This is a genomic window from Pseudoalteromonas sp. T1lg48, from assembly GCF_002964785.1.
In the GTDB taxonomy this organism is placed as follows: Bacteria; Pseudomonadota; Gammaproteobacteria; order Enterobacterales; family Alteromonadaceae; genus Pseudoalteromonas.
On the sequence record NZ_PQCC01000004.1, the window covers coordinates 97,197 to 117,058 of the forward strand.

Genomic DNA, 19,862 nt, shown 5'->3' on the forward strand with positions numbered 1-19,862 from the left:
TAATTTGGCTATTTTTAGCTTATAGCTCATTCGCAGCGTATCTGCGAGTATCCACCCGGGCGTTTAACCACCTTGATTTGCGTGGCCACCCGCTCCGTGAGCTCGGCGACATGGGAGATCACCCCTACCTTGCGCCCCTGCGCCTGCAGGTTATCGAGCGCATCCATGGCAACGCTCAGGGTCTGAGCATCCAATGTGCCAAAGCCCTCGTCAATAAACAAGGACTCAATCTTCACCTTGTTGGAAGACAAAGAGGCCAGACCCAATGCCAGCGCCAAAGACACCAAAAAGGACTCGCCACCTGAAAGCGTATTGACGCTGCGCTGCTCATCGGCCATATCCTGATCGATAATGGCGATATCCAAGGTGCCAGGGATACGGGTAAGACGATAACGTTTTGACAAAGTTTGCAAATGTTGATTTGCATAAGCGAGCAAAATGGCCAGAGTCTGGCTTTGTACCAGATTACGTAATCGCTTACCCTGGGCATCGCCAAGGGCACTATTAAGGGTAGCCCAGGTATGGAGTTCGGCTTGTAACTGACGCAATTGCTCGGCCTGCTCCGCCAGCTTAGCGACGTTCTGGCGGTGATTTTCGAGCTTGGCGGCGATCAGCGTCAACGCTTGCTGTATCTGCTCATATTCATTATCAACCGCCGTTTTAAGCGCCTCAATTTCGCTCTGCGCCTGCTCCGGACGCTGTTGCTGATGCTCACTATGGCGTTGCTGCGCCTGTGCCAATTGCGCTTCGAGGCGCACCTGTTGTTGCTGCAATGACTGTTGCTGAGCAAGCAAGGCATCGACTTCGACGCGGTCACGACTTAGTAAAACTCGGATCTGCTCGCGACCAATTTCACCCTCGGGCGCAAAGTTTTCACTGCACCAGCGAGTAAAGGTCGCTTCCAAGTCCGTTAAATCCTGCTGTAACTGAGAGCAATTTTTTACCAAGTGCTGGTACTCATTGCGCTCACGCTCGAGTCTGCTTAACTCCTGCTGTAGCCTATGCTGCGCCGCTTGCTGAGCGGTTGCGCTGTGCTCAAGGGCTTGCTCCAACTCGTGCAGCAATTGCTGGGGCTGCTGCTTTGAGCGAGCAGGGCATGACGCTGAGTTAGTAAATTCCTGATCTCTTCCTCGGCGTTTTGCTGCTGCTGTACCAGTTGCTGTTGCTGTGCGTTACAGGAAGACAACTTGGTAAAATTCTGATCCAGCGCCTGTTTATTATCACTAACCCTCTGTTCCAGCTCGGATATTTTTAGCTTAACCCGTTCATATTCTTGTCGCTGACGTTGCAGCTGCGGCCAGTATAAGGCCAAATATTCAGGTTCATCGCGCCACCAGGGAGCCTCGGCAAACACGGCTTGTAATTGACTAATACTTTGCTGGCAGCGCGCTAGCTCGGCATTAATCTCATCGTCAAGACGTTGATATTGCAATTGCTTTTGCTGGCTAAGTTGCTCAAATTGGCGCTGTTGCTGCTGTTGATGTTGCTCTTGAGCTCGTCCTTGTTGCAATACAGATCGTAATTTTACTAACTCTTGCTCAAGTGCCAAGGCCGCCTGGTATTGCTCCTCCAGGGCTTGCAACTGCGCTTTAAAATACTGCTCGTCCAATTGCTCCGGGGTGTGCTCAGGGCGCAGATTCGCCAATTGCGCGCGCAACTTTTCTTGTTGTTGCTTTGCTTCCTCAAGGCTTGAGGCCAGAGTGCCAAGATGTTGCTCGACCAGCCGGGTCGAGGTTTGCAGCTCATGACTGTCGGTTAAATACTGATCCAAAGCCTGTTTAGCCTGCTGACGCTGGGCGGCAAAATCCGCCAATAGGGCATCAAACGCACTGTTTTGGCTCTGCTTATTAACAAAGGGGTGCTCGCAGGAGCCGCACACCATACAAGGCTCGCCATCCGTTAATTGAGTACGTAAAACACTGATCTCTTCACTGGCCCGCAATTGCACCCGGTTATAGGCCTGCTCTGCGTTTGTTACGTCTTGCTGCAATAATTCCGTTTGCCTTTCGCGCGGCCCAAGCTGCTCTTGGTACTGCGTAAGTTGTTGCTTGTATTGCGCTTGCTGCTGGTGCCACTGGGCTATTTTAAGCCCCAGAGATTGCCACTGACGATAATGTTCTAACCCCTGTTGCCAGCCATTGATAGCTTGTTGCAAAAGAGCTGGGGATTGTTGCTGCAATTGCTGCTCGAGTTGCACTATACGCTGCTCATGCTGCAAGTTCGCTTCACGAGTCTGTGCCAACTGCCCGGCCAGATTTTTCAGCTCGTTATCGAGCCTGATGCGTTCGTCACTATGCTCCTGTAACAGCTTATTTTTTTGCTCTCGAGACTGATAATAAAGGGTGATCGGCTGCCATAGATGCTGATAGTGAGAGCAATTTTTTACTAACTCCACGAGCCAGGGCTGTGTGCTCAATTGTTCCTGACTCTGCTGTAACTGTGCTTGCCATTGCTCTGCGCGGCGTTGTAAATGTTCAGCTTGCGCTTGCAACTGGTGCAGCTCACGGTTTTGCACCGTGAGCTGCTGTTGACGCTCGGTTTCGCCTTGGCGCAGTTGCTGCACCTGAATATCCAAGGTGATGGCCTGCTGCAGAACCGGCTTTTGCTCATTTAAACGCGCCTGTACCTGACGGTAATCGGACTCGGCCTGCTTTAGCTGTTGCTGTGCCAGCTCGGTTTGCGCCTGTGCATCGGAGCGCTTTAATGTCTCTAAGCGCTGTTCATCTTGCTGCAAACGCTGCGTCAATCGCGCTGTGTTGCTCATATTGTCGCTAATTTGCCGACATCGAGCACTGAGTTCGGCTTGTTTAAATTCCCCCCGGCGAAGGTGCAATTGTTCGCCCACCTCAGTTAATTTTCCTTGCAGGGTAAGCAGCTCGCTCTGCATGCTTTGCTCATTGGTAAACCATTGCAACTGCTGCTGATATACACTGCTTTGTTGTTTACGGTGTTGTAGCCCCTGCGTTTGCTCCTGCTGTTGTTGCTGAAAACTAGCCAGTTCGTCGTCGCTCAGCAGATGCACCGCGTTCATATTGGCTTGGAACAGGGTCACCTCATTGAGTTTGGCCTTATAGCCCTCAAAAACCCGCTGACCTACGAGAGAGTATTTTTGTGTGCCACTTAAACGCTCCAGCAGCGCCGCACGCTCGTCTCCCTGTGCCCGCAAAAAGGCGGCAAATTCGTTTTGTGCCAACATCACGGCACGGGAAAACTGCTCGAAGTTGAGGCCGACCAGGCGTTCAATTTGCTTTTTAGTTTCCGACTTGCCATCGCTTAGCAATTGCTCACTAGGCAATTGATAAAGCGCATGAGTTGGGGTTTGTAGCCGCCCTTGCGGCTTTTTCCGCGCTCTCGTCACTTGCCATACGGCTCGATATTGCTGCCCGTCTATGGCATTAAAGTCCACCTTCACCCAGCCCACGCCGGTGCCACGACGAAGCAGGTGACGCGGGTCGTTAAGACGGACATTATCACCGTTAAAATCGACCTTCTGAGTGTTTTCATTGCTCAAGCGGGCGGTTTTGTCGTACAACGCCAGGCACAGCGCATCGAGTAGGGTGCTTTTACCGGCGCCGGTATCACCCGTGATGGCAAATAAGCCTGTGTCGCTTAGGGGCGCCTTGGTAAAGTCGATATCCGCATCCACCAAGGAGGCAAGGTTATGAATCTGCAGGCGGTTAATCTTCATGGCTTAGCTCCTGCTCAACATCGGCAACCAGCTGGGTAAACAGGCCTTTAATGTCATCATTGATATCCTGCTGGGTAAGCTCGGCGTGCTCTTCCAGGGCCACGGATAACAGGTGCTCTGCATCGAGCCGCTCAAGTTGCGTTAGGTCCTGAAATTCGATGTCATTCTGCCTTGATTGCTGCTGCGTTCGTACGCGCTCTATGCCGCAAAAAAGCAGGTTTTTCCCCGTTAGCGCGGAGTCTATTTGTTCGCGAAAGTCCGGGCTCAGCTCTCGGCTCGACAGGCGTACCCGAATATAACCCTGCTCATGCTCATCTTCGGGAAGGGCGCTAAGCTGTTCACACAGTTCAGTAAGGGGTACAACCTCGCCTTCGGGAACCAGGTGTAGCTTCCGAAACGTCGGAATGTAAAGGGGGTTGACACTGTGCAAGGCGCCATCGGCTACCTCAACCAGCAAACATTGATGGCGATAGTTGCGCTCGCTGAAGGACATGGCAAACGGGGTACCGCTATAACGAATATGTTCTTTACCATTTACACACTGTGCCTTATGCAAGTGGCCAAGGGCAACATAACTGGCTTGCTCGGGAAAGACATCGGCACCTATGGCATCTTCACCGCCGATCACCAACGCACGTTCGGAATCTTCACTGACCGCAGCGCCGCGGGCATGCAAGTGACCCATGGCGATAATATTAGTACTGGCATCAAACTCGCTGTTATCAAGCATGGCGTTATAGGCCTGTTGCACCGAGACACTGTAGCTTTGGCCGGAACTGGGGATATCGCAGGCTCGTAAATAGGGAAGCGCCAGTATGAGACAATGTTGCTCGCCCTTGGTGATATTTACCACACTAAGCTCGGGCGCTTGATGCTGATAATGACCAATCACCTGGGTATCAAACTGCGCCAGCAGGGGTTGGGCCGTGGTGATTCGTTTGGCGGAGTCGTGATTACCGGCAATCACCACTATTTTCAGTTCGGGGTTAGCTGACTTAGCTGATTCAATAAACTGGTAAAACTGTTTTTCGGCACGACTAGAGGGCGTTGCGGTATGATAGATATCACCACTGATCAGCAGAACATCGACGGCCTGCTCACACAGTTGCGTTAGTAGCCAGGAGAGAAACGCCTGATGCTCATCAATGCGTTCATGTTCGTAAAATAGCTGCCCAAGGTGCCAATCTGAGGTGTGAAGTAAGCGCATGAAATAAAGTGATTAGACTTATAATGCCCTCACTATATCATGGAAAACTTGTTACCGCGGCCATTCCTTTAGTGGGTAAATTGCCACCAGGTGATCACCAAAACGGGGATGGCAATGGCCAATATAAGCAAGGGCAGACGCATGCTACGCTGATATTTGCTCTGCAAATGGCGAATAGCCGTGCGCTCGTCACAAGCCGCTACCTTATCAATATAGAAATAGCCATTATCCAGATACTGTTTACAATGCTGCTCATCGGCAGGAATGGCAATTAACTCGTTTTTCTTTTTAAGGACGTAAAAATCCATAGCACCACCACATACACCTTGCTATGTGCGAATCAAGTGAACATCCCTTCGCTTACTTTATATATCGACTAACCCGGATTATTCAGGCCACCGATGTCCCTTTTTATTGTTCACGAATTAAAAAAGTGGGGGATTCTAAAATTAATTAAATACCAATTGCAACCCCCGCCGCCAATATTTTACTAATTACCTGTAAACCCCCTTTACAGCTCTTTCAAATAAACCTGGCACACACTCAGAATAAAAAGCACAACCAATTGTTATTTATGTATTTATTTTCGATTATTAAAATATAAAGGGGGAATTTGGAGCTAGGGATAAATCGGGGTCGCCATCAATAGCCTTTGCTGCTACATTGCCCATATAAGCGAAAGAAGGAGTAGGGCATGGCTAAATACCTCAATGAACCATTACATGGTGTTATTTTTGATATGGATGGCACCTTATTTAGTTCGCAGTTGGATTTTGCCCTGATCCGAGAGCAAATAAATTGTGCCCATGGCGACGATATACTCGAATTTATCACGCGTCTTGACCGCGATGGACAACGCCATGCCGAACAAGTGATTCTGAACCATGAACTGGCCGATGCCGAGCAAGCGGTGCTTTTGCCGCAGGTAGCGCAATCACTTGCCCGCTTACATGAAGCCCAGATACCCATGGCCATAGTCACGCGCAACTCGGAGCAGGCTACGGGCATAAAAATGAGCCGCAACCCCATTCCCATAGAGCTGGTACTGACTCGTGATGATGCACCCGCCAAACCCGATCCCAGTGCTTTATTGCACATTGCCGAGCGCTGGCAGATGAGCGCACAACACTTGCTGTATGTGGGCGACTATAAATACGATATCGAAGCGGCCCATAATGCCAACATGCGTGCCTGTTTGTACGCACCACACACCATTCCCGACTATGCAACTCAGGCGGATTATGTGATCCGCTGCTTTAGTGAATTACCGGCCTTGGTTAAGTTATGTTAAATAGCCAAATATTTTAGGTTTTACGGTATCACCCTGGCTTTAATAAAAACATGGCACTAGCCCAATGTGCTACGAGTTGTTAAAATCGAGCAAAGCATTAAATTCAAACTTGAGAGATTGAAAATGGGCAGAGCGTTTGAAGTTCGTAAAAACGCCATGGCGAAAACCGCTGCGGCAAAAACAAAAGTAAACTCAAAATACGGTAAAGAAATCTACGTCGTGGCAAAAAACGGCGGTGCTGACCCAGAGACCAACCTTTCTCTTCGTCGCTTGATCGATAAAGCGAAAAAAGATCAAGTACCGGCACACGTAATCGATAAAGCCATTGAAAAGGCCGCTGGCGGCGCTGGCGAAGATTATTCACCGGCTCGTTACGAAGGCTATGGCCCGGGTAACTGCATGGTTATCGTTGACTGTTTAACCGACAACCCGAACCGTACCATCAAAGATGTTCGTCTACCTTTCACCAAAACCGATTCAAAGATTGGCAGCCCGGGCTGTGTTGCACACATGTTCGATCACCTTGCCATCCTAGGTTTTGAAGGCGATGACGACGAAGCTGTGCTTGAAGCGCTAATGATGGCCGACGTGGACGTAACCGACGTAGAAGTAGAAGACGGTAAGGTCTCTGTATTTGCACCTCACACAGAATACTTCAAGGCGAAAACCGCACTAACCGAAGCATTCGATGGTATTAACTTCGAAATCGACGAGATCACCTTTGTGCCACAAACACACATTGAGATCACCGATGAAGACGATATCGCTAACTTCGAAAAGTTTATGACCATGCTTGAAGACTGCGATGACGTACAAAACATCTATCACAATGCCATTGTGAACAAGTAAGAGCGTCAAATACGCCAAAAAGAAAAGCCGGATTAATATCCGGCTTTTTGTGTAAAGGGGCTTTACACTTCTTACGACTCTTTGCCTTGCTCCTTGAACAGACGACGATAATGGTGCAAAAGCGGCTCGGTATAGCCACTGGGTTGATCGCAGCCTTTAAATACCAGATCCAGTGCGGCTTGATAAGCCAGGCTTGCATTGAGCGACTGCTCATCACCGACCATAGGGATATAGTTAGGATCACCGGCATTTTGCTCATCAACCACCTTAGCCATGCGCGCCATTGTGTTTCGCACTTGCTCTTCAGAACACACGCCGTGATGTAACCAGTTGGCAATATGTTGGCTGGAGATACGTAACGTCGCTCTGTCTTCCATCAGGCCGACATTATTAATATCCGGCACCTTAGAGCAGCCAATGCCTTGCTCGACCCAACGCACCACATAGCCGAGAATGCCCTGAGCATTGTTGTCGAGCTCCAGTTGGATATCCTCCGGGCTCAGCTGCTGGGCGTTGTCTATCGGCGGCGTCAACAAGGCTGCTAACGAGTCCTCACCAAGTGTGGGTAAGGATTTTTGCACCGCGAACACATCGACCGCATGATAGTGCAGAGCATGTAGGGTTGCCGCGGTAGGGGAGGGCACCCAGGCGGTATTGGCACCAGATTGCACATGACCCACTTTTTGTTCCATCATTAAGGCGAGCTTGTCAGGGATTGGCCACATGCCCTTACCGATTTGCGCCTTGCCGCTCAGACCGCATTCTAAACCGATGCTGACGTTACGCTTTTCATAAGCATCAATCCAGGGTTGCTCTTTGATCTTGGCCTTAGGTAAGACGATACCGCCTTCCATTGCCGTGTGAATTTCATCGCCGGTTCTATCCAAAAAGCCGGTGTTAATAAACACCACCCTGTGTTTGGCGTTGGCGATACAGGCTTTTAAGTTAACCGAGGTACGGCGTTCTTCATCCATAATGCCCATTTTAATGGTGTATTGCTCCAGCCCCAATAAACGCTCTACCTCGGTGAACAGTTGCTCGGTAAAGGCCACTTCTTCGGGGCCATGCATCTTGGGCTTAACAATATAAATGCTCTTAGTGCGGGAGTTCGCTAATTGACCGCGGCCATGATATTCGGGTAGCGCACACAAAGTTGTGAAGATGGCGTCCATGATACCTTCAAACACCTCGTTGCCGTCGCTATCGAGTATCGCCGGGTTGGTCATCAGGTGGCCAACATTGCGGACGAACATCAGGCTGCGCCCATGCAGGGTCAACTGCGAGCCATCCAGCTTGGTAAATTGTTGATCCGCGTTTAGCGAGCGCTCAAGCTGCTCACCGCCTTTGTTGAAAGTGCAGCTAAGCTGCCCCATCATGAGTCCAAACCAATTGCGATAGACATTGGTTTTATCTTCACCATCCACCGCCGCGACCGAGTCCTCACAATCCATAATGGTGGTGAGCGCCGCTTCCATAATGATGTCTTTAATACCGGCCTTATCATCACGACCAATGCGATGATGTGGGTCGATGGCAATAATAAAATGCAAACCATGATGGCAAAATAGCAAAGCCGAAGGCCGTTGGGGCTGACCCTGATAGCCAAGCAACTGGGCCGGGTTTTGCAACGTAACCTGCTGAGAATCTCCTAAGGTCACCACTAATTCACCGTTGTTGATAGCGTATTCGGTGCTTTCGATATGGGAGCCACTGCTGAGCGGCAGCGCCTGATCGAGAAATTGGCGGGCATAGGCCATCACCTTAAAACCACGTACCGGGTTATAGCCGCCGCCTTGCTCGGCCCCCTCCTGCTCGGCAATCACGTCGCTGCCGTAGAGGGCATCATACAGGGATCCCCAGCGGGCATTGGCGGCATTAAGGGCAAAGCGGGCATTGCTCACCGGCACCACCAATTGCGGTCCGGCCATGGTGGCAATTTCGGCGTCCACCTTGGTGGTTTCTATACTCACGGACTCGGGGCTATCAACCAAGTAACCTATCTCGCGCAAAAACGCCATGTATTCATCAAGATTATGCTCGGTATTGCCCTGATAGTAGGCATCTATCTGCTGCTGCAGCGTCTCACGTTTGGCCAGCAAGGCTCGGTTGATGGGCGTCAGTCGCTTGATAATATCGGCAACACCGGCGAATAAAGTGTCGCCGTCAATGTGGGTCTGGGGCAGTACCTCTTGAGTAATAAACTCATAGAGCGTGGCGTCAATAGACAGGCCGCTGTGCGAGATGCGCTGAGTCATGAGCAATTCCTTTAAACGAACAAGTGTTATTTCACTGTAAACGAAAATAGGTGAATGTGAACACTAAACCTATTCACTCAGAATATAGCGGTAATAATAACTATAAATTTAATAAATCCTTAAAAAACGGCCTAGGGTAAAAATACAACGCGGCAACCTCTCACATGTTGTCGTTAAACCTAACTACCTACTCGTTCAAAGGATACCGACAATGAAACAGTACAACGCACAGATCGACAGCCTAGCAACGCTATGCCAACACAATGGTCAACGCTGGAACAGCATCAGCCCTGTGTATGCGGCGCGTATGCAGCTTCAAAACCGCTTTAACACCGGTTTGGATATCGCTAAATACACCGCCAAAATTATGCGTGAAGACATGGCCGCTTATGATGCGGATTCGAGCCAATACACCCAGTCTCTGGGTTGCTGGCATGGTTTCACGGCGCAGCAAATGATGATGGCCATTAAGCGTCATCAAAAAACCACCAAACGCAGTTATGTGTATCTGAGCGGCTGGATGGTTGCGGCACTGCGCTCCGAGTTCGGTCCACTTCCCGATCAAAGTATGCACGAGAAAACCTCTGTTCCGGCGCTGATTGAAGAGATCTACACCTTCTTAAAACAGGCCGATGCCCGTGAACTGGATCACCTCTATAAAGCCCTGGATGCGGCGCAGCAAAGTGGCGCAGACACCTCTGCAATCGAGGCTCAAATCGATAACTTTGAAACCCATGTGGTGCCCATTATCGCCGATATCGATGCCGGTTTTGGTAACGAAGAAGCCACCTATTTATTGGCCAAGAAGATGATTGAAGCGGGCGCCTGTGCCATTCAAATCGAAAACCAGGTATCCGATGCCAAACAATGTGGTCACCAGGCCGGTAAGGTGACCGTGCCACACGAGGACTTCCTGGCGAAAATCAATGCCGTGCGTTATGCCTTCTTAGAACTGGGCGTGGAAGACGGTATTATCGTCGCCCGTACCGATTCATTAGGGGCCAGCCTGACGCAAAAAATTCCGGTCAGCAAAGAGCCGGGCGATCTCGCCAGTCAGTACATCAACTTCCTCGATGCACAACCTATTAGCGGCGCCGATGACCTGGAAGACAACGAAATGGCAATTAAGCTTAACGGCCAGCTGTGCAAGCCGGTTCGTTTAGACAACGGCCTCTACCAGTTCCGTGCCGGTACCGAGAAAGACCGCGTGGTACTGGACTGTGTCACCAGCTTGCAGCATGGCGCCGACCTGCTGTGGATTGAAACCGAAAAGCCGAATGTGCAGCAAATTGCCGAACTGGTAAACCGTGTTCGCGAGCAAGTGCCAAACGCTAAATTGGTGTATAACAATTCTCCGAGTTTTAACTGGACATTGAAGTTCCGTGAGCAGGTATACGCGCAATGGCAGGCTGAAGGCCGCGATCTAAGCACTTACCCTGACCCAACAAACGACGCCAAGGTGTTGATGGATGCGAGCCTGGATAGCTCGGAGCTGGCGGTTGCAGCCGATGAGCTTGTACGCAACTTTCAGCGTGACGGTGCCCGCGAAGCCGGTATCTTCCATCACTTGATCACCTTGCCGACTTACCATACGGCGGCACTAAGCACCGACATTCTTGCCGAAGGCTACTTCGGAGATCTGGGCATGCTGGCCTATGTGCGTGACGTCCAACGTCAGGAGATCCGCCGCGAGCAGGCCTCGGTTAAACACCAGGACCTGGCCGGTTCGAATATCGGTGATACCCATAAGGAGTACTTCTCCGGTGAAAATGCGCTAAAGGCAGGCGGTGAAGCCAATACCATGAATCAGTTCTAACCACTGTGTGTTGCAAGCAAAAGGGCCGAATGGCCCTTTTTTATTGGGATCAGCTTTTAACCAGGTCGGGCAACGCCAACAGCCAAGGGGGGCTACAAAGACTAAATGACCCATTTAATGGGGCATAAAGCAAAATTTTACCAAGTGTCTTGATATAATTTTTGGTAACAAACCAAGTTTTTACTAACTGCTCAGAAGATCCCGGAACATTTTTTTACTAACCCAAACGCCAGGTATTAAAAAAGGCCGTACGAGTGACGACCTTTTGGTTCAGTGCAAGTGTTTAATTTAGGCTTGGTGTCGGCGCAGGGGCACCACTGAGTTATCGTCAGAGTCCTCAGACTTTGGGCTATCGCTCCCCTGGGCTAGCGCATTAAGGCGCTCACGCACACTCTGAGCTTCTTGCGCCGCGGTCTTTTGCGCCGCTTGGTTTAAACGGGCGCGAACAGAATCAAGCTTTTGCTGCTGAGGGTCTTGCGGGGCGATATGGTCTACCGACACCCCTTCTTGAGCCATCATATCGGCCAAAGAATCAGAGGGTAGATTAAGCGCCATCATGGCGATATCCAATGTTTCTTTACAGCTGATTTTCTCTGCCAGGCTCAACTGCTCAAGCGCCTGTTTAAGCTTAGAGTAGTCAAGAAACAACTGACTGAGATGATTTTGTATTATCGACTGTGAAGTAAGGTGATCCGGCTTCGACAGTGGCGCAGAGAGTGCGCCCAGCAAGCCTTCTTCACGCATTTTTTCAATCAGTGCTGCGGAGGGCATGTTGAGGTCGGTAAAAACCTGATCCACATTACGCTTAACGCGAATAGCTTCAAGCATGCTTAGGCGCGCAAAGGCACGACTAAGATTATGATGATCCGTTAGTATTGCAAACATAAGCCCTCCTGTTGTGAGTCGCCAGTCTAGCAGACGACTGTTAAACTTTTATTACAAAACCCACACTTCTACACGGCGGTTGCGTTCCCGACCTTGTACTGTGCTGTTATTGGCAACCGGCAATGCTTCACCAAAGCCCTGGGTATCGAATACCTGGATACCACGTGCATTCAGTTCGGTGGCTACCGAGCGGGCACGTTGTGTTGAGAGTGTTTTATTCTTCACATCGTCGCCGGAATTATCCGAGAAGCCCATGAGTACAACGCGCTTTTGCGGATGCTCTTCCAGGAAGCCCAATAGACGTTGTAAGTCGCGCTTACCCTTGTTATCAAGCTGACCACTGCCGAACTCGAAACGGAACGTCAGAGACAAACGTTGGCCCTGGCTGGCATATTGCTTATACAAGGCTGGCGCAGTTAGCGGTGCCTGCACCTGCTCAACATGAATGTTCTGCGAAATTAGACCGGTATCGGCGACAATTTCCTGACCTGGGTAAGAAATGGCGTAATGGGCAAAGTTCTTAACGAACATATTGGCCGTGGTCGGTGTATACAAATACAAGCGACGTGACAGGGCGTAGTCCTCGGTACCTATGGTAAAGCGAGTAGGGTAGATAGGCGCAGTTTGCTCACCCTCAGATATCGCCACCGCTTTATTGTGCACTATGTAGTTAAGACCGATAAAGCCGATACTGTACTCATCTTGCGACACCAATTGCGATAGCTCGGAGCTCGATTCAAAGCGCTGAGCGTTATTACTTAATTGAGCACTGTGCTTTTTCAGTACCAGGTTTTTAAAGGTATCCCAAGTGCCTGATTTGGCATCACGCGCGTACAGGTTAATCGCCGCCGAAGCACCTCCGAGCTCTCGCCAGTTGGTGATTTTGCCGGAAAAAATATCCGCCAATTGTTGCGTAGTTAAATGGCTAATGGGGTTGTTTTGGTTAACGATCACCGCCAGACCATCAAGGCCGATAATGTGCTCATTACCCACCTGACTGAAGTCACCATATTGTTCTTTTAGGCTGGCCACTTCTTTGTCTTTTACCTTGCGCGATGCCATGGCCACATCGGCTTTGGCCGCCTTCACATCGGCGAAACCGGTGCTCGAACCATGCGCATGCAGTTCAATATAGTAAGGTTTATCGGCCAAGCGGTAGTGAAGCTCGCGCTCTACCGCCACATCACCCTGTTGCCACTCAAAGTCGCTAGCACCTTGCTCTGTTAAGTAGCCTTCTATTAGCGCCGGAGCCAGCTTTTCACCTATGGTGTTAGAACCATGGATACGAAATGCCAATTGCGCTTGCTGCTCTGCCGGCACCTGAGCAGCGGGTGCTGGGGTTGGCGTAGCCTCGGTTTGTGTTTGTACTGGGGCTTGCTCGGTGCTTTGCACCGGCACAGGCACCTGGGTCACCACCACCTCGGGCTTGCCCGCGAACATGGTGTAACTAGCCACACCAAGCGCTATGGCCGCTGTGATTGAAGTAAAAATTAAAGCCAGTGGCTTCTTACCGTCCACCTTTGACTCGGCCTGGGTGGCTGCAGCGGCGGGCTGTTTCAGAGCGCTGATTACTGTATTTAGTTCGCTGTCGCCGAGCAAACCCAGCTCGTTAAGTACCAGATCACGGTAATTATCATCATTGATGAATTTTTCCGTAGCGATATCAATGCCAAATTTACTTTGTGCCAAATTTTGCAACTGCTTTAGCTGTGCAATGAAGTTCTGTTGATGTGCTGATGTCATGTGTTAAGCCCATGTTCAATTTTGGGCTAAGAATAAAACAGAAAAATGACAGTTTTATGAAACGTAAAGGGGGTTTACGTTTATATCTTTTTATTGATTATCAATTATTTACCCAATACATGTACATTTCAAGGAAAGAAGATGGTGAAAATATCGGGGGCTTATTTAATGGCACCGCCCTGGCATTCGCCGCCGCCGGCTATCTCAGCGACGTAGTTTTTGTATCTTGTCACCGGAGTCTGCCTGCTCCTTGGCATCAGGCAGTTACGCCGCCCTGACCAAAACGGGTAGGGCGGGTAAAAAAATTAGTCACAATGCTTTAGCTCAAGCTCGGCTTTATCACGCAGCGCCTCCGGCAACTCTTTTTGAACCGCTACACCCAGCTCTTTAAACTCATTGGCCTGTTTGATCAAATTGCCCTTGCCACTGTAGAGCTGCGAAAAGGCTTTATCGTACGTTTCTCGGGCTTTATCAAGCTGCTTCCCGACCCCTTCCATGGACACCAAAAAGGCGTTGAGCTTGTTGTAGAAACGCTCTGCCCGTTTAGCCAGCTCCTGAGTGTGCTTAGATTGATCTTCAAAGCGCCATAACTGCTTCACTATATTCAAACTGGTCAACAAGGTCGTGGGGGTGGCGACCAGAATATTCTTTTCAATGGCACGCTGATAGAGGTCGGGTTGAAACTTAAGGGCCTCCACAAAAGCGCTTTCGATGGGCATAAACATGATCACCACCTCGGGCGAATTCAACTGCTCAAGACGGTGGTAGTCCTTAGCGGCCAACTCGTTGATGCGTTCATTCACCGCTTGCACATGCTCACCGAGGGCCTGCTGCGCTTCGAGCTCGGTTTGCGCGTTCACATAGCGAGTGTAGGCATTGAGCGAGGTTTTCGCATCGATAACTATATGACGTTGTTGCGGCAGATACACCACCACATCGGGGCGCAGACGACCAAGCGGGGAGTCAAAGCTTACCTCACGGCGATAATCCTGATTAAGGCGCAGACCCGCGCTGTCAAGAACGTTCTCCAGCATAAGCTCGCCCCAGTTACCCTGCGTCTTCTTTTGTCCCTGTAGCGCCGTAGAGAGCTTCTGAGCCTGCTCAGTGATCGATTGATTCAGCTTCTGCAGATGTTGCAGCTCGGTTTTAAGCGCCGCTCGTTGCTGCAATTCCTGGGCATGAATATGCTCCATCTTATCGCGAAAACCTTTGAGCTCGCCTTGCACCGGCTTAAGCAACTGCTCCATATTTTCCTGGTTAAGGTGCTTAAACTGTTGTGACTTATCTTCAAACACCTGATTGGCGAGCAGGGCAAATTCTTTCTTTAGGCTTTCCTTAGAGTCTTGCAACAAGGTGAGCTGCTGCTGAAAATGGGTTTCCTTTTGTTCCAGCGTCGCCTTTAAGGATTCATAACGACCATGTAACAAGGTCACTTTCTGCTGCAGTTGCTCGACCTTGTCGCGCTCGCTCGTCGCCTGCAGGCTTAACTCATCGCTGCGCGCCTTAGCACTGTGTAATAGCTGTTGAAGCTCATTATTGTGGGCCAGGGCACAGCGTAAACGGCCTTGACTGCGCAACCATACCATGGCGAGGGTAAGCGTAGATAAGGTAAACACCGCGAGCACGCTTAACAGCACCGGCGGGCTTTGGGAAAATAAGGCAAACATATTGATCTCGCGATAGTTATTATTATGGATAGAGTGATAATACCAATTGTATCAGGAAAGTAATCAATTATAGTGGCGGTTAATTACGGCCTGTCGGCGAGGGGCTGCAGCATTGCTCTACTACCGAAGTCCCTGGCGGCTTTTCGACAAGGTGCTCCTGCATTGTCTACTGCCGCCATCCCTGGCGGCAAATTTCAGGCAAAAAAAAGCCAGCGAATCAAGCTGGCCTTAGAATCATAATAATCAGGGAAATCAACATAGGGTGCTTGCATCACAAGCATAATAGTAGAGTCCCGACACAGAAGAAAGTTCATGAAAATTTAAACTTTTTCTTCTTTTTCTAGATTCAGCATTTCAAGCAACTGATTATCATCGATTTTTTTATCCGATAATAAACTGCCGTTGAGGAACTCATCCACCAGGTGTCGCTTCTTCTCGGCCAAGGCCTGCACTTGCTGCTCGACGGAATTGGCAACGATCAGTTTATAAACAAACACCGAACGGTCTTGACCCATACGATAGGCGCGGTCGGTGGCCTGGTGTTCCACCGCCGGGTTCCACCAAGGGTCGAAATGGATCACCGTATCCGCTTGGGTTAGGTTTAAGCCGCTACCACCGGCCTTGAGGCTAATTAAAAATACCCGCTTACGCCCTAGTTGGAAGTCATCAACCTGGCGCTGGCGATCTCGGGTTTGTCCGGTCAATAACGCATACTCTATATCCATGCTCTGCAGTTGCTTGCCAATCAGGCTAAGCATGGAGGTAAACTGGCTGAAAATAATCACATGGTGCTGCTGTGACAACATTAGGGGTAAATGGGTTTGCAACCATTGCAACTTGGCACTGCCGCCCTGATAAGCGGGGTCTACGAGCTCTGGGTGGCAGCAAATTTGCCTTAGTTTTAACAGCGCATCGAGAAACTGCAGCTTGCTTTTGCCAATGCCTTGAGTAGAGACCAGGTGACTCAGTTTTTGGTGCAACGCACTGTGGTAGCCCTGATAAACCTCGGCTTGCTCCTCAAGCATATCAAGCTGTTTAACCAACTCGGTTTTGCTCGGCAGCTCGCTCAGCACATCGGCCTTGGCACGGCGCAGTAAATAGGGCCGAACCGCCTCTTTAAGGGCGTTTTTGCCGACTTCCTCCAGCTCTAAAAAGTTCGCTTTAAACTGACTATCGGAGCCAAGTAGCCCGGGCATCGCAAAATCAAACACCGACTTGAGTTCGAACAAGTTATTTTCAAAGGGAGTGCCGCTTAGCGCCAGGCGAAACTGTCCCCTTAGTTGTTTAACCTTGTGACTAAGCTGGGACTGAGCATTTTTAATGGCCTGAGCCTCATCCAGTACCAAGGTGTGATATTCGACCCCATGATAAAAGGCAAAGTCCCGTTTAAACAGGGTATAAGTGGTGATGAGCACTTCATACTTGGCCAACTGCTGCAACATGATGGTGCGATTATTACCAGTTACCACCTGCACCGACAATTGGGGGCAAAAGCGCTTTATCTCATTACACCAATTGCCAATCAGACTGGTGGGGCAAATGATCAGGTGAGGTTGGCCCGCTCGAGGTTTAAGGGTGCTTAGATAAGCAATCACCTGCAGGGTTTTACCCAGACCCATATCGTCGGCAAGCACGCCGCCTAAGCCCTGTAAAGAAAGCAGTTGCAACCAGTTTACGCCGGCTTGCTGATATTCTCGTAATTGCACATTTGGCGCGAGTTTAGCCGGTTGCAAAGAGCTGAGGGTCGGCTTTTGTAAAAGCGGCTCCAGGGATTTTGCGACCTGCAGGTGCCAATGAGGTTGTTCGGTTAACTGGGCATATAGGCTACGCGGGATGGAGCAAGTATTCTTGTCTTTGCCACTGACAAAACGTTGCAGATAACTGTGTATTTGCGCGGCAGCGTCGGCATCTATCACACACAGCTGGCCGTCACAGTCTAAATAACAATAGTGGGCACTGTAGTTAGCATTATTGGCTAGTTGCTCGGCGCTTAATATTAACGCCTTGTTCCCCTGGTGAAGTTCAAAGCGCACCAGGAAGCGGTGCCCCTGTAACTTATCAATGACCAGGTGCGGGGTGAGCACAGAAGAGCAGCGCAAGCGCTGACGTGGTAGACCAATGACCTGTCCTCCGACTCCCTGAACATGCTGCTCAAGTTCAAATAGCCATTGTTGCTCTTGCAGGGGTTCGGAAGTAAGCACTTGATATTGGTGCTGTAAAGGCCCTTTACATGGTTCGAGACCTAAATTGGCCAGGCAGGCAGCGGTCGGCGCTTGTCCTTCAACGGCGATAACATAGGGTGGTGAGGTACGTATAAAGCGCAGTGTAAAGCCTAGCTTAGGCTTTTTTTTTTCACCCTTACTCAAAGAAAGAGCGAGCTCAGCGTCAAGGCGTTGCGCCAAAGCGGCGGTGTCTTCTTCGTTGACTTCGGGAAAGCGCGCCAATTGCTTGATTTGCTTGCCGGACAGATGAGTATGCAAGGCCACGACCTGATTGTTGGCCCGATCAAGGTAATAGGGCGGGGCAGTATTAAACACCAGATCGGCATTAAAATCGGCTATGTTGGCAACCAAGTGCGCTTTGCCTTCATGGCGCTGCCATTGATAGTGCAGTTGCTGCGGTTTGCCCAAGGTTAATGGCTGGCGTTGCTTTTCGAAAAATAAACGGGTGCGTGTCAGTAACTGCAAAAGGGCGCGAGCGCCCCAATGGCCATAAAGCAGAGCCTGACCAGGAAGGTTTTGTGAGCGTATCCAGCTAAATAAACGAAAATCGTCTTCATCAAGCCCTTTGGGGGTGACCTGAGTATGGCTTTGCTGCTCGCTCAAGGCTCGACCCTGGGATTGCAGCCCGGCCTCGGTATTGGGTGCCATCTTGGCATGCAGTTGCAGCTCGTCCTGATGTAGATGCAGCTCGAACAATAGCACTTGTTGCAGGCTCTGCGCTGGCTCATTGTTATGCTGAGCTAATACGGAAAACCAGTCATCAATTTGATACTGATGGGCAAACTCGCCCTGACTTTGCAGTTTAAGTTGTAGCAGGGCACTGGCAACATGCTTACAGCGCACCTTGGCCTGACAACTACAATGGGCTTCTATTCCGGTTTGAGGGTCTAAGTGAAGCTGGATATGCTGATCATAGGTAGTCCCATCATCGTCTAGCACCTGAGCCTCGATACGACTGTAGTCCTCATTGCTTTTAACCCACAGCACCTGCTCGTCCCGCAGCATTTGTTGGGCGCGACTATACACCCCTTTACTAAATAGCTGTTTAAGCGCCTGCTCGGACAATGGCATCGGCGCTTGCTCGGCCTTTATCTCGGCAAAGACTGCGAGCAAATCCTCTTTAGTAAACGATGCGGCCATGGTCCAACCCAACTACTGAAATAGGCCAGTATATCGTTTTTACTCATGGCGAAAAAGCCCCGAGATTAGGCTTCTTGAGACATAAAAAAGCCCGGGCGGAAATCCGGGCTTAAAAACAACAAGACAAGGGGACTTAGTTGAAGCTTTCGAGCACCTTAGCCAATTGCATAAAGCGCTTATCTGTCATTACCTTATTGTCTATTTTGATGGTTAGATCGCCACTTTTACTGTGCTTTTGCACGCGCACAAAGTCATTGGCCAGTTTAATGTCCTCATTGCGCTTGGGTGCTTGTGGAGCCTCGCACAAATATTTGGTTACCGCTAACGCCGCCTTATCATCGCTATCGAAGTGAGTTTGCGCAAACTCAGCATGACAATCGGTTACACGCTCGTTAAACGCTACGGCGTCTTTGTCTTGCGCCTGAATAAGTTTCTTAGCCACTTCACGACCAACATGGTTGGCAGTAGGGTAGAGCGCTAACACGTCCTTAGGAAGGCATTCAAAGGCCTTAATGGCATCGGCAATGGCAGTATGTGACACGCCTTCTAACTGAGCGATTTCACGATACGAGCCCTTTTTGCCCTGTTGCTTTAGCTCTTCACGAGTGGAGGCATAGGCTTGACCTAACTCCCATAAACTGGGGGCAATATACTGATCCGAAGAAACGGCGAGAATCTTCGCATCTTCGTCGTTAAAATCACTGGAGCTTAATACCAGATAATCCGCAGGCGCAAGAATACAGGCCTTACGACGACGGGAGCCAGCCAATACCAGGAGATCACCATTATGCTCCCAAGCCAGAGCCGGGTGCTGGTTACGGCCATCATCACGAATAGCGGGAAGAATATCGGCCACCGACTTTTCTGTTAGTAAAGCTTGCACACGACGGTTCTTACCATAGACCTTGGTACGTTGCTCGATATCCTGATGAGGGATCACCTGACAAGTGAGACGTATGGTGCGATTAGGATCGCTGGGCGCTGGCATACTTATCACATCACCGGCTTGAGCCTGCGCCAATAATTGATCTAGGCTGCTGCTTTCTACCGCAGTTGCAAAAGGGTCAATACGAGTATCGTTCTTACGTTTTTTTGCCAT

14 protein-coding genes are annotated in these 19,862 nt (G+C 50.1%); 4 read left to right on the forward strand and 10 right to left on the reverse strand.

The features are described 5' to 3' along the window. Positions 1 to 26: 26 nt before the first annotated feature. From C2M29_RS05860 to C2M29_RS05875, 4 genes are all read right to left on the reverse strand, one after another. Positions 27 to 1,064 (reverse strand): SbcC/MukB-like Walker B domain-containing protein, encoded by a 1,038-nt coding sequence (locus tag C2M29_RS05860; protein ID WP_105188868.1) that lies wholly within the window; start codon positions 1,062 to 1,064, stop codon positions 27 to 29. Beyond that, the gene (locus tag C2M29_RS05865) at positions 983 to 3,688 is read right to left on the reverse strand and encodes an AAA family ATPase (protein ID WP_105188869.1); all 2,706 of its coding nucleotides are present in this window, start codon (positions 3,686 to 3,688) and stop codon (positions 983 to 985) included. Before C2M29_RS05865 ends, C2M29_RS05860 begins: the two co-directional genes overlap by 82 nt. Continuing rightward, positions 3,678 to 4,895 (reverse strand): exonuclease SbcCD subunit D C-terminal domain-containing protein, encoded by a 1,218-nt coding sequence (locus C2M29_RS05870; RefSeq protein ID WP_105188870.1) that lies wholly within the window; start codon positions 4,893 to 4,895, stop codon positions 3,678 to 3,680. The genes C2M29_RS05865 and C2M29_RS05870 overlap by 11 nt, the downstream gene beginning before the upstream one ends. A 68-nt stretch (positions 4,896 to 4,963) precedes the next feature. Beyond that, complete coding sequence (locus C2M29_RS05875; RefSeq protein ID WP_105188871.1) at positions 4,964 to 5,203, reverse strand: hypothetical protein; 240 nt, start codon at positions 5,201 to 5,203, stop codon at positions 4,964 to 4,966. Positions 5,204 to 5,589: 386 nt separating this feature from the next. Here C2M29_RS05875 and C2M29_RS05880 point away from each other — a divergent pair, with 386 nt between their 5' ends. Beyond that, the gene (locus tag C2M29_RS05880) at positions 5,590 to 6,186 is read left to right on the forward strand and encodes an HAD family hydrolase (protein WP_105188872.1); all 597 of its coding nucleotides are present in this window, start codon (positions 5,590 to 5,592) and stop codon (positions 6,184 to 6,186) included. 123 nt (positions 6,187 to 6,309) lie between these two features. After that, complete coding sequence (locus C2M29_RS05885) at positions 6,310 to 7,035, forward strand: YebC/PmpR family DNA-binding transcriptional regulator (protein WP_105188873.1); 726 nt, start codon at positions 6,310 to 6,312, stop codon at positions 7,033 to 7,035. A 71-nt stretch (positions 7,036 to 7,106) separates the two neighbouring features. On the opposite strand, the gene C2M29_RS05890 is transcribed toward C2M29_RS05885, so the two are convergent. Further along, positions 7,107 to 9,290 carry a malate synthase G gene (locus C2M29_RS05890; RefSeq protein ID WP_105188874.1) on the reverse strand — a complete coding sequence of 728 codons (2,184 nt, stop codon included), beginning with the start codon at positions 9,288 to 9,290 and terminating at the stop codon, positions 7,107 to 7,109. 211 nt (positions 9,291 to 9,501) lie between these two features. Here C2M29_RS05890 and C2M29_RS05895 point away from each other — a divergent pair, with 211 nt between their 5' ends. Beyond that, positions 9,502 to 11,106 carry an isocitrate lyase gene (locus C2M29_RS05895; protein WP_105188875.1) on the forward strand — a complete coding sequence of 535 codons (1,605 nt, stop codon included), beginning with the start codon at positions 9,502 to 9,504 and terminating at the stop codon, positions 11,104 to 11,106. 288 nt (positions 11,107 to 11,394) lie between these two features. On the opposite strand, the gene C2M29_RS05900 is transcribed toward C2M29_RS05895, so the two are convergent. Then, the gene (locus tag C2M29_RS05900; RefSeq protein ID WP_105188876.1) at positions 11,395 to 11,991 is read right to left on the reverse strand and encodes a hypothetical protein; all 597 of its coding nucleotides are present in this window, start codon (positions 11,989 to 11,991) and stop codon (positions 11,395 to 11,397) included. Positions 11,992 to 12,042: 51 nt separating this feature from the next. Continuing rightward, complete coding sequence (locus C2M29_RS05905) at positions 12,043 to 13,734, reverse strand: substrate-binding domain-containing protein (protein ID WP_105188877.1); 1,692 nt, start codon at positions 13,732 to 13,734, stop codon at positions 12,043 to 12,045. 56 nt (positions 13,735 to 13,790) lie between these two features. Between C2M29_RS05905 and C2M29_RS05910 the strand changes: the two genes are divergently transcribed. Beyond that, positions 13,791 to 14,012 (forward strand): hypothetical protein, encoded by a 222-nt coding sequence (locus C2M29_RS05910; RefSeq protein ID WP_105188878.1) that lies wholly within the window; start codon positions 13,791 to 13,793, stop codon positions 14,010 to 14,012. Between the two features lie 27 nt (positions 14,013 to 14,039). Here the strand turns inward: C2M29_RS05910 and C2M29_RS05915 are convergent, their stop codons facing one another. The 3 genes from C2M29_RS05915 to C2M29_RS05925 form a co-directional block, all read right to left on the reverse strand. Beyond that, positions 14,040 to 15,401, reverse strand: coding sequence for a DNA recombination protein RmuC (locus C2M29_RS05915; protein WP_105188879.1), 1,362 nt, complete (start codon positions 15,399 to 15,401; stop codon positions 14,040 to 14,042). Positions 15,402 to 15,721: 320 nt separating this feature from the next. Next, positions 15,722 to 18,763, reverse strand: a complete 3,042-nt coding sequence (locus C2M29_RS05920) for a DEAD/DEAH box helicase (protein WP_105188880.1) — start codon at positions 18,761 to 18,763, stop codon at positions 15,722 to 15,724. A 133-nt stretch (positions 18,764 to 18,896) separates the two neighbouring features. Next, positions 18,897 to 19,862: a transcriptional regulator gene (locus tag C2M29_RS05925; RefSeq protein WP_105188881.1), complete on the reverse strand. Its 966-nt coding sequence runs from the start codon at positions 19,860 to 19,862 to the stop codon at positions 18,897 to 18,899.

Excerpts from the sequence above, each read along its gene's own strand:
- C2M29_RS05865 (WP_105188869.1), bottom strand. The coding sequence starts at position 3,688 with ATGAAGATTAACCGCCTGCAGATTCATAACCTTGCCTCCTTGGTGGAT.
- C2M29_RS05870 (WP_105188870.1), bottom strand. The coding sequence starts at position 4,895 with ATGCGCTTACTTCACACCTCAGATTGGCACCTTGGGCAGCTATTTTAC.
- C2M29_RS05875 (WP_105188871.1), bottom strand. The coding sequence starts at position 5,203 with ATGGATTTTTACGTCCTTAAAAAGAAAAACGAGTTAATTGCCATTCCT.
- C2M29_RS05880 (WP_105188872.1), top strand. The coding sequence starts at position 5,590 with ATGGCTAAATACCTCAATGAACCATTACATGGTGTTATTTTTGATATG.
- C2M29_RS05885 (WP_105188873.1), top strand. The coding sequence starts at position 6,310 with ATGGGCAGAGCGTTTGAAGTTCGTAAAAACGCCATGGCGAAAACCGCT.
- C2M29_RS05890 (WP_105188874.1), bottom strand. The coding sequence starts at position 9,290 with ATGACTCAGCGCATCTCGCACAGCGGCCTGTCTATTGACGCCACGCTC.
- C2M29_RS05895 (WP_105188875.1), top strand. The coding sequence starts at position 9,502 with ATGAAACAGTACAACGCACAGATCGACAGCCTAGCAACGCTATGCCAA.
- C2M29_RS05900 (WP_105188876.1), bottom strand. The coding sequence starts at position 11,991 with ATGTTTGCAATACTAACGGATCATCATAATCTTAGTCGTGCCTTTGCG.
- C2M29_RS05905 (WP_105188877.1), bottom strand. The coding sequence starts at position 13,734 with ATGACATCAGCACATCAACAGAACTTCATTGCACAGCTAAAGCAGTTG.
- C2M29_RS05910 (WP_105188878.1), top strand. The coding sequence starts at position 13,791 with ATGAAACGTAAAGGGGGTTTACGTTTATATCTTTTTATTGATTATCAA.
- C2M29_RS05915 (WP_105188879.1), bottom strand. The coding sequence starts at position 15,401 with ATGTTTGCCTTATTTTCCCAAAGCCCGCCGGTGCTGTTAAGCGTGCTC.
- C2M29_RS05920 (WP_105188880.1), bottom strand. The coding sequence starts at position 18,763 with ATGGCCGCATCGTTTACTAAAGAGGATTTGCTCGCAGTCTTTGCCGAG.
- C2M29_RS05925 (WP_105188881.1), bottom strand. The coding sequence starts at position 19,862 with ATGGCAAAAAAACGTAAGAACGATACTCGTATTGACCCTTTTGCAACT.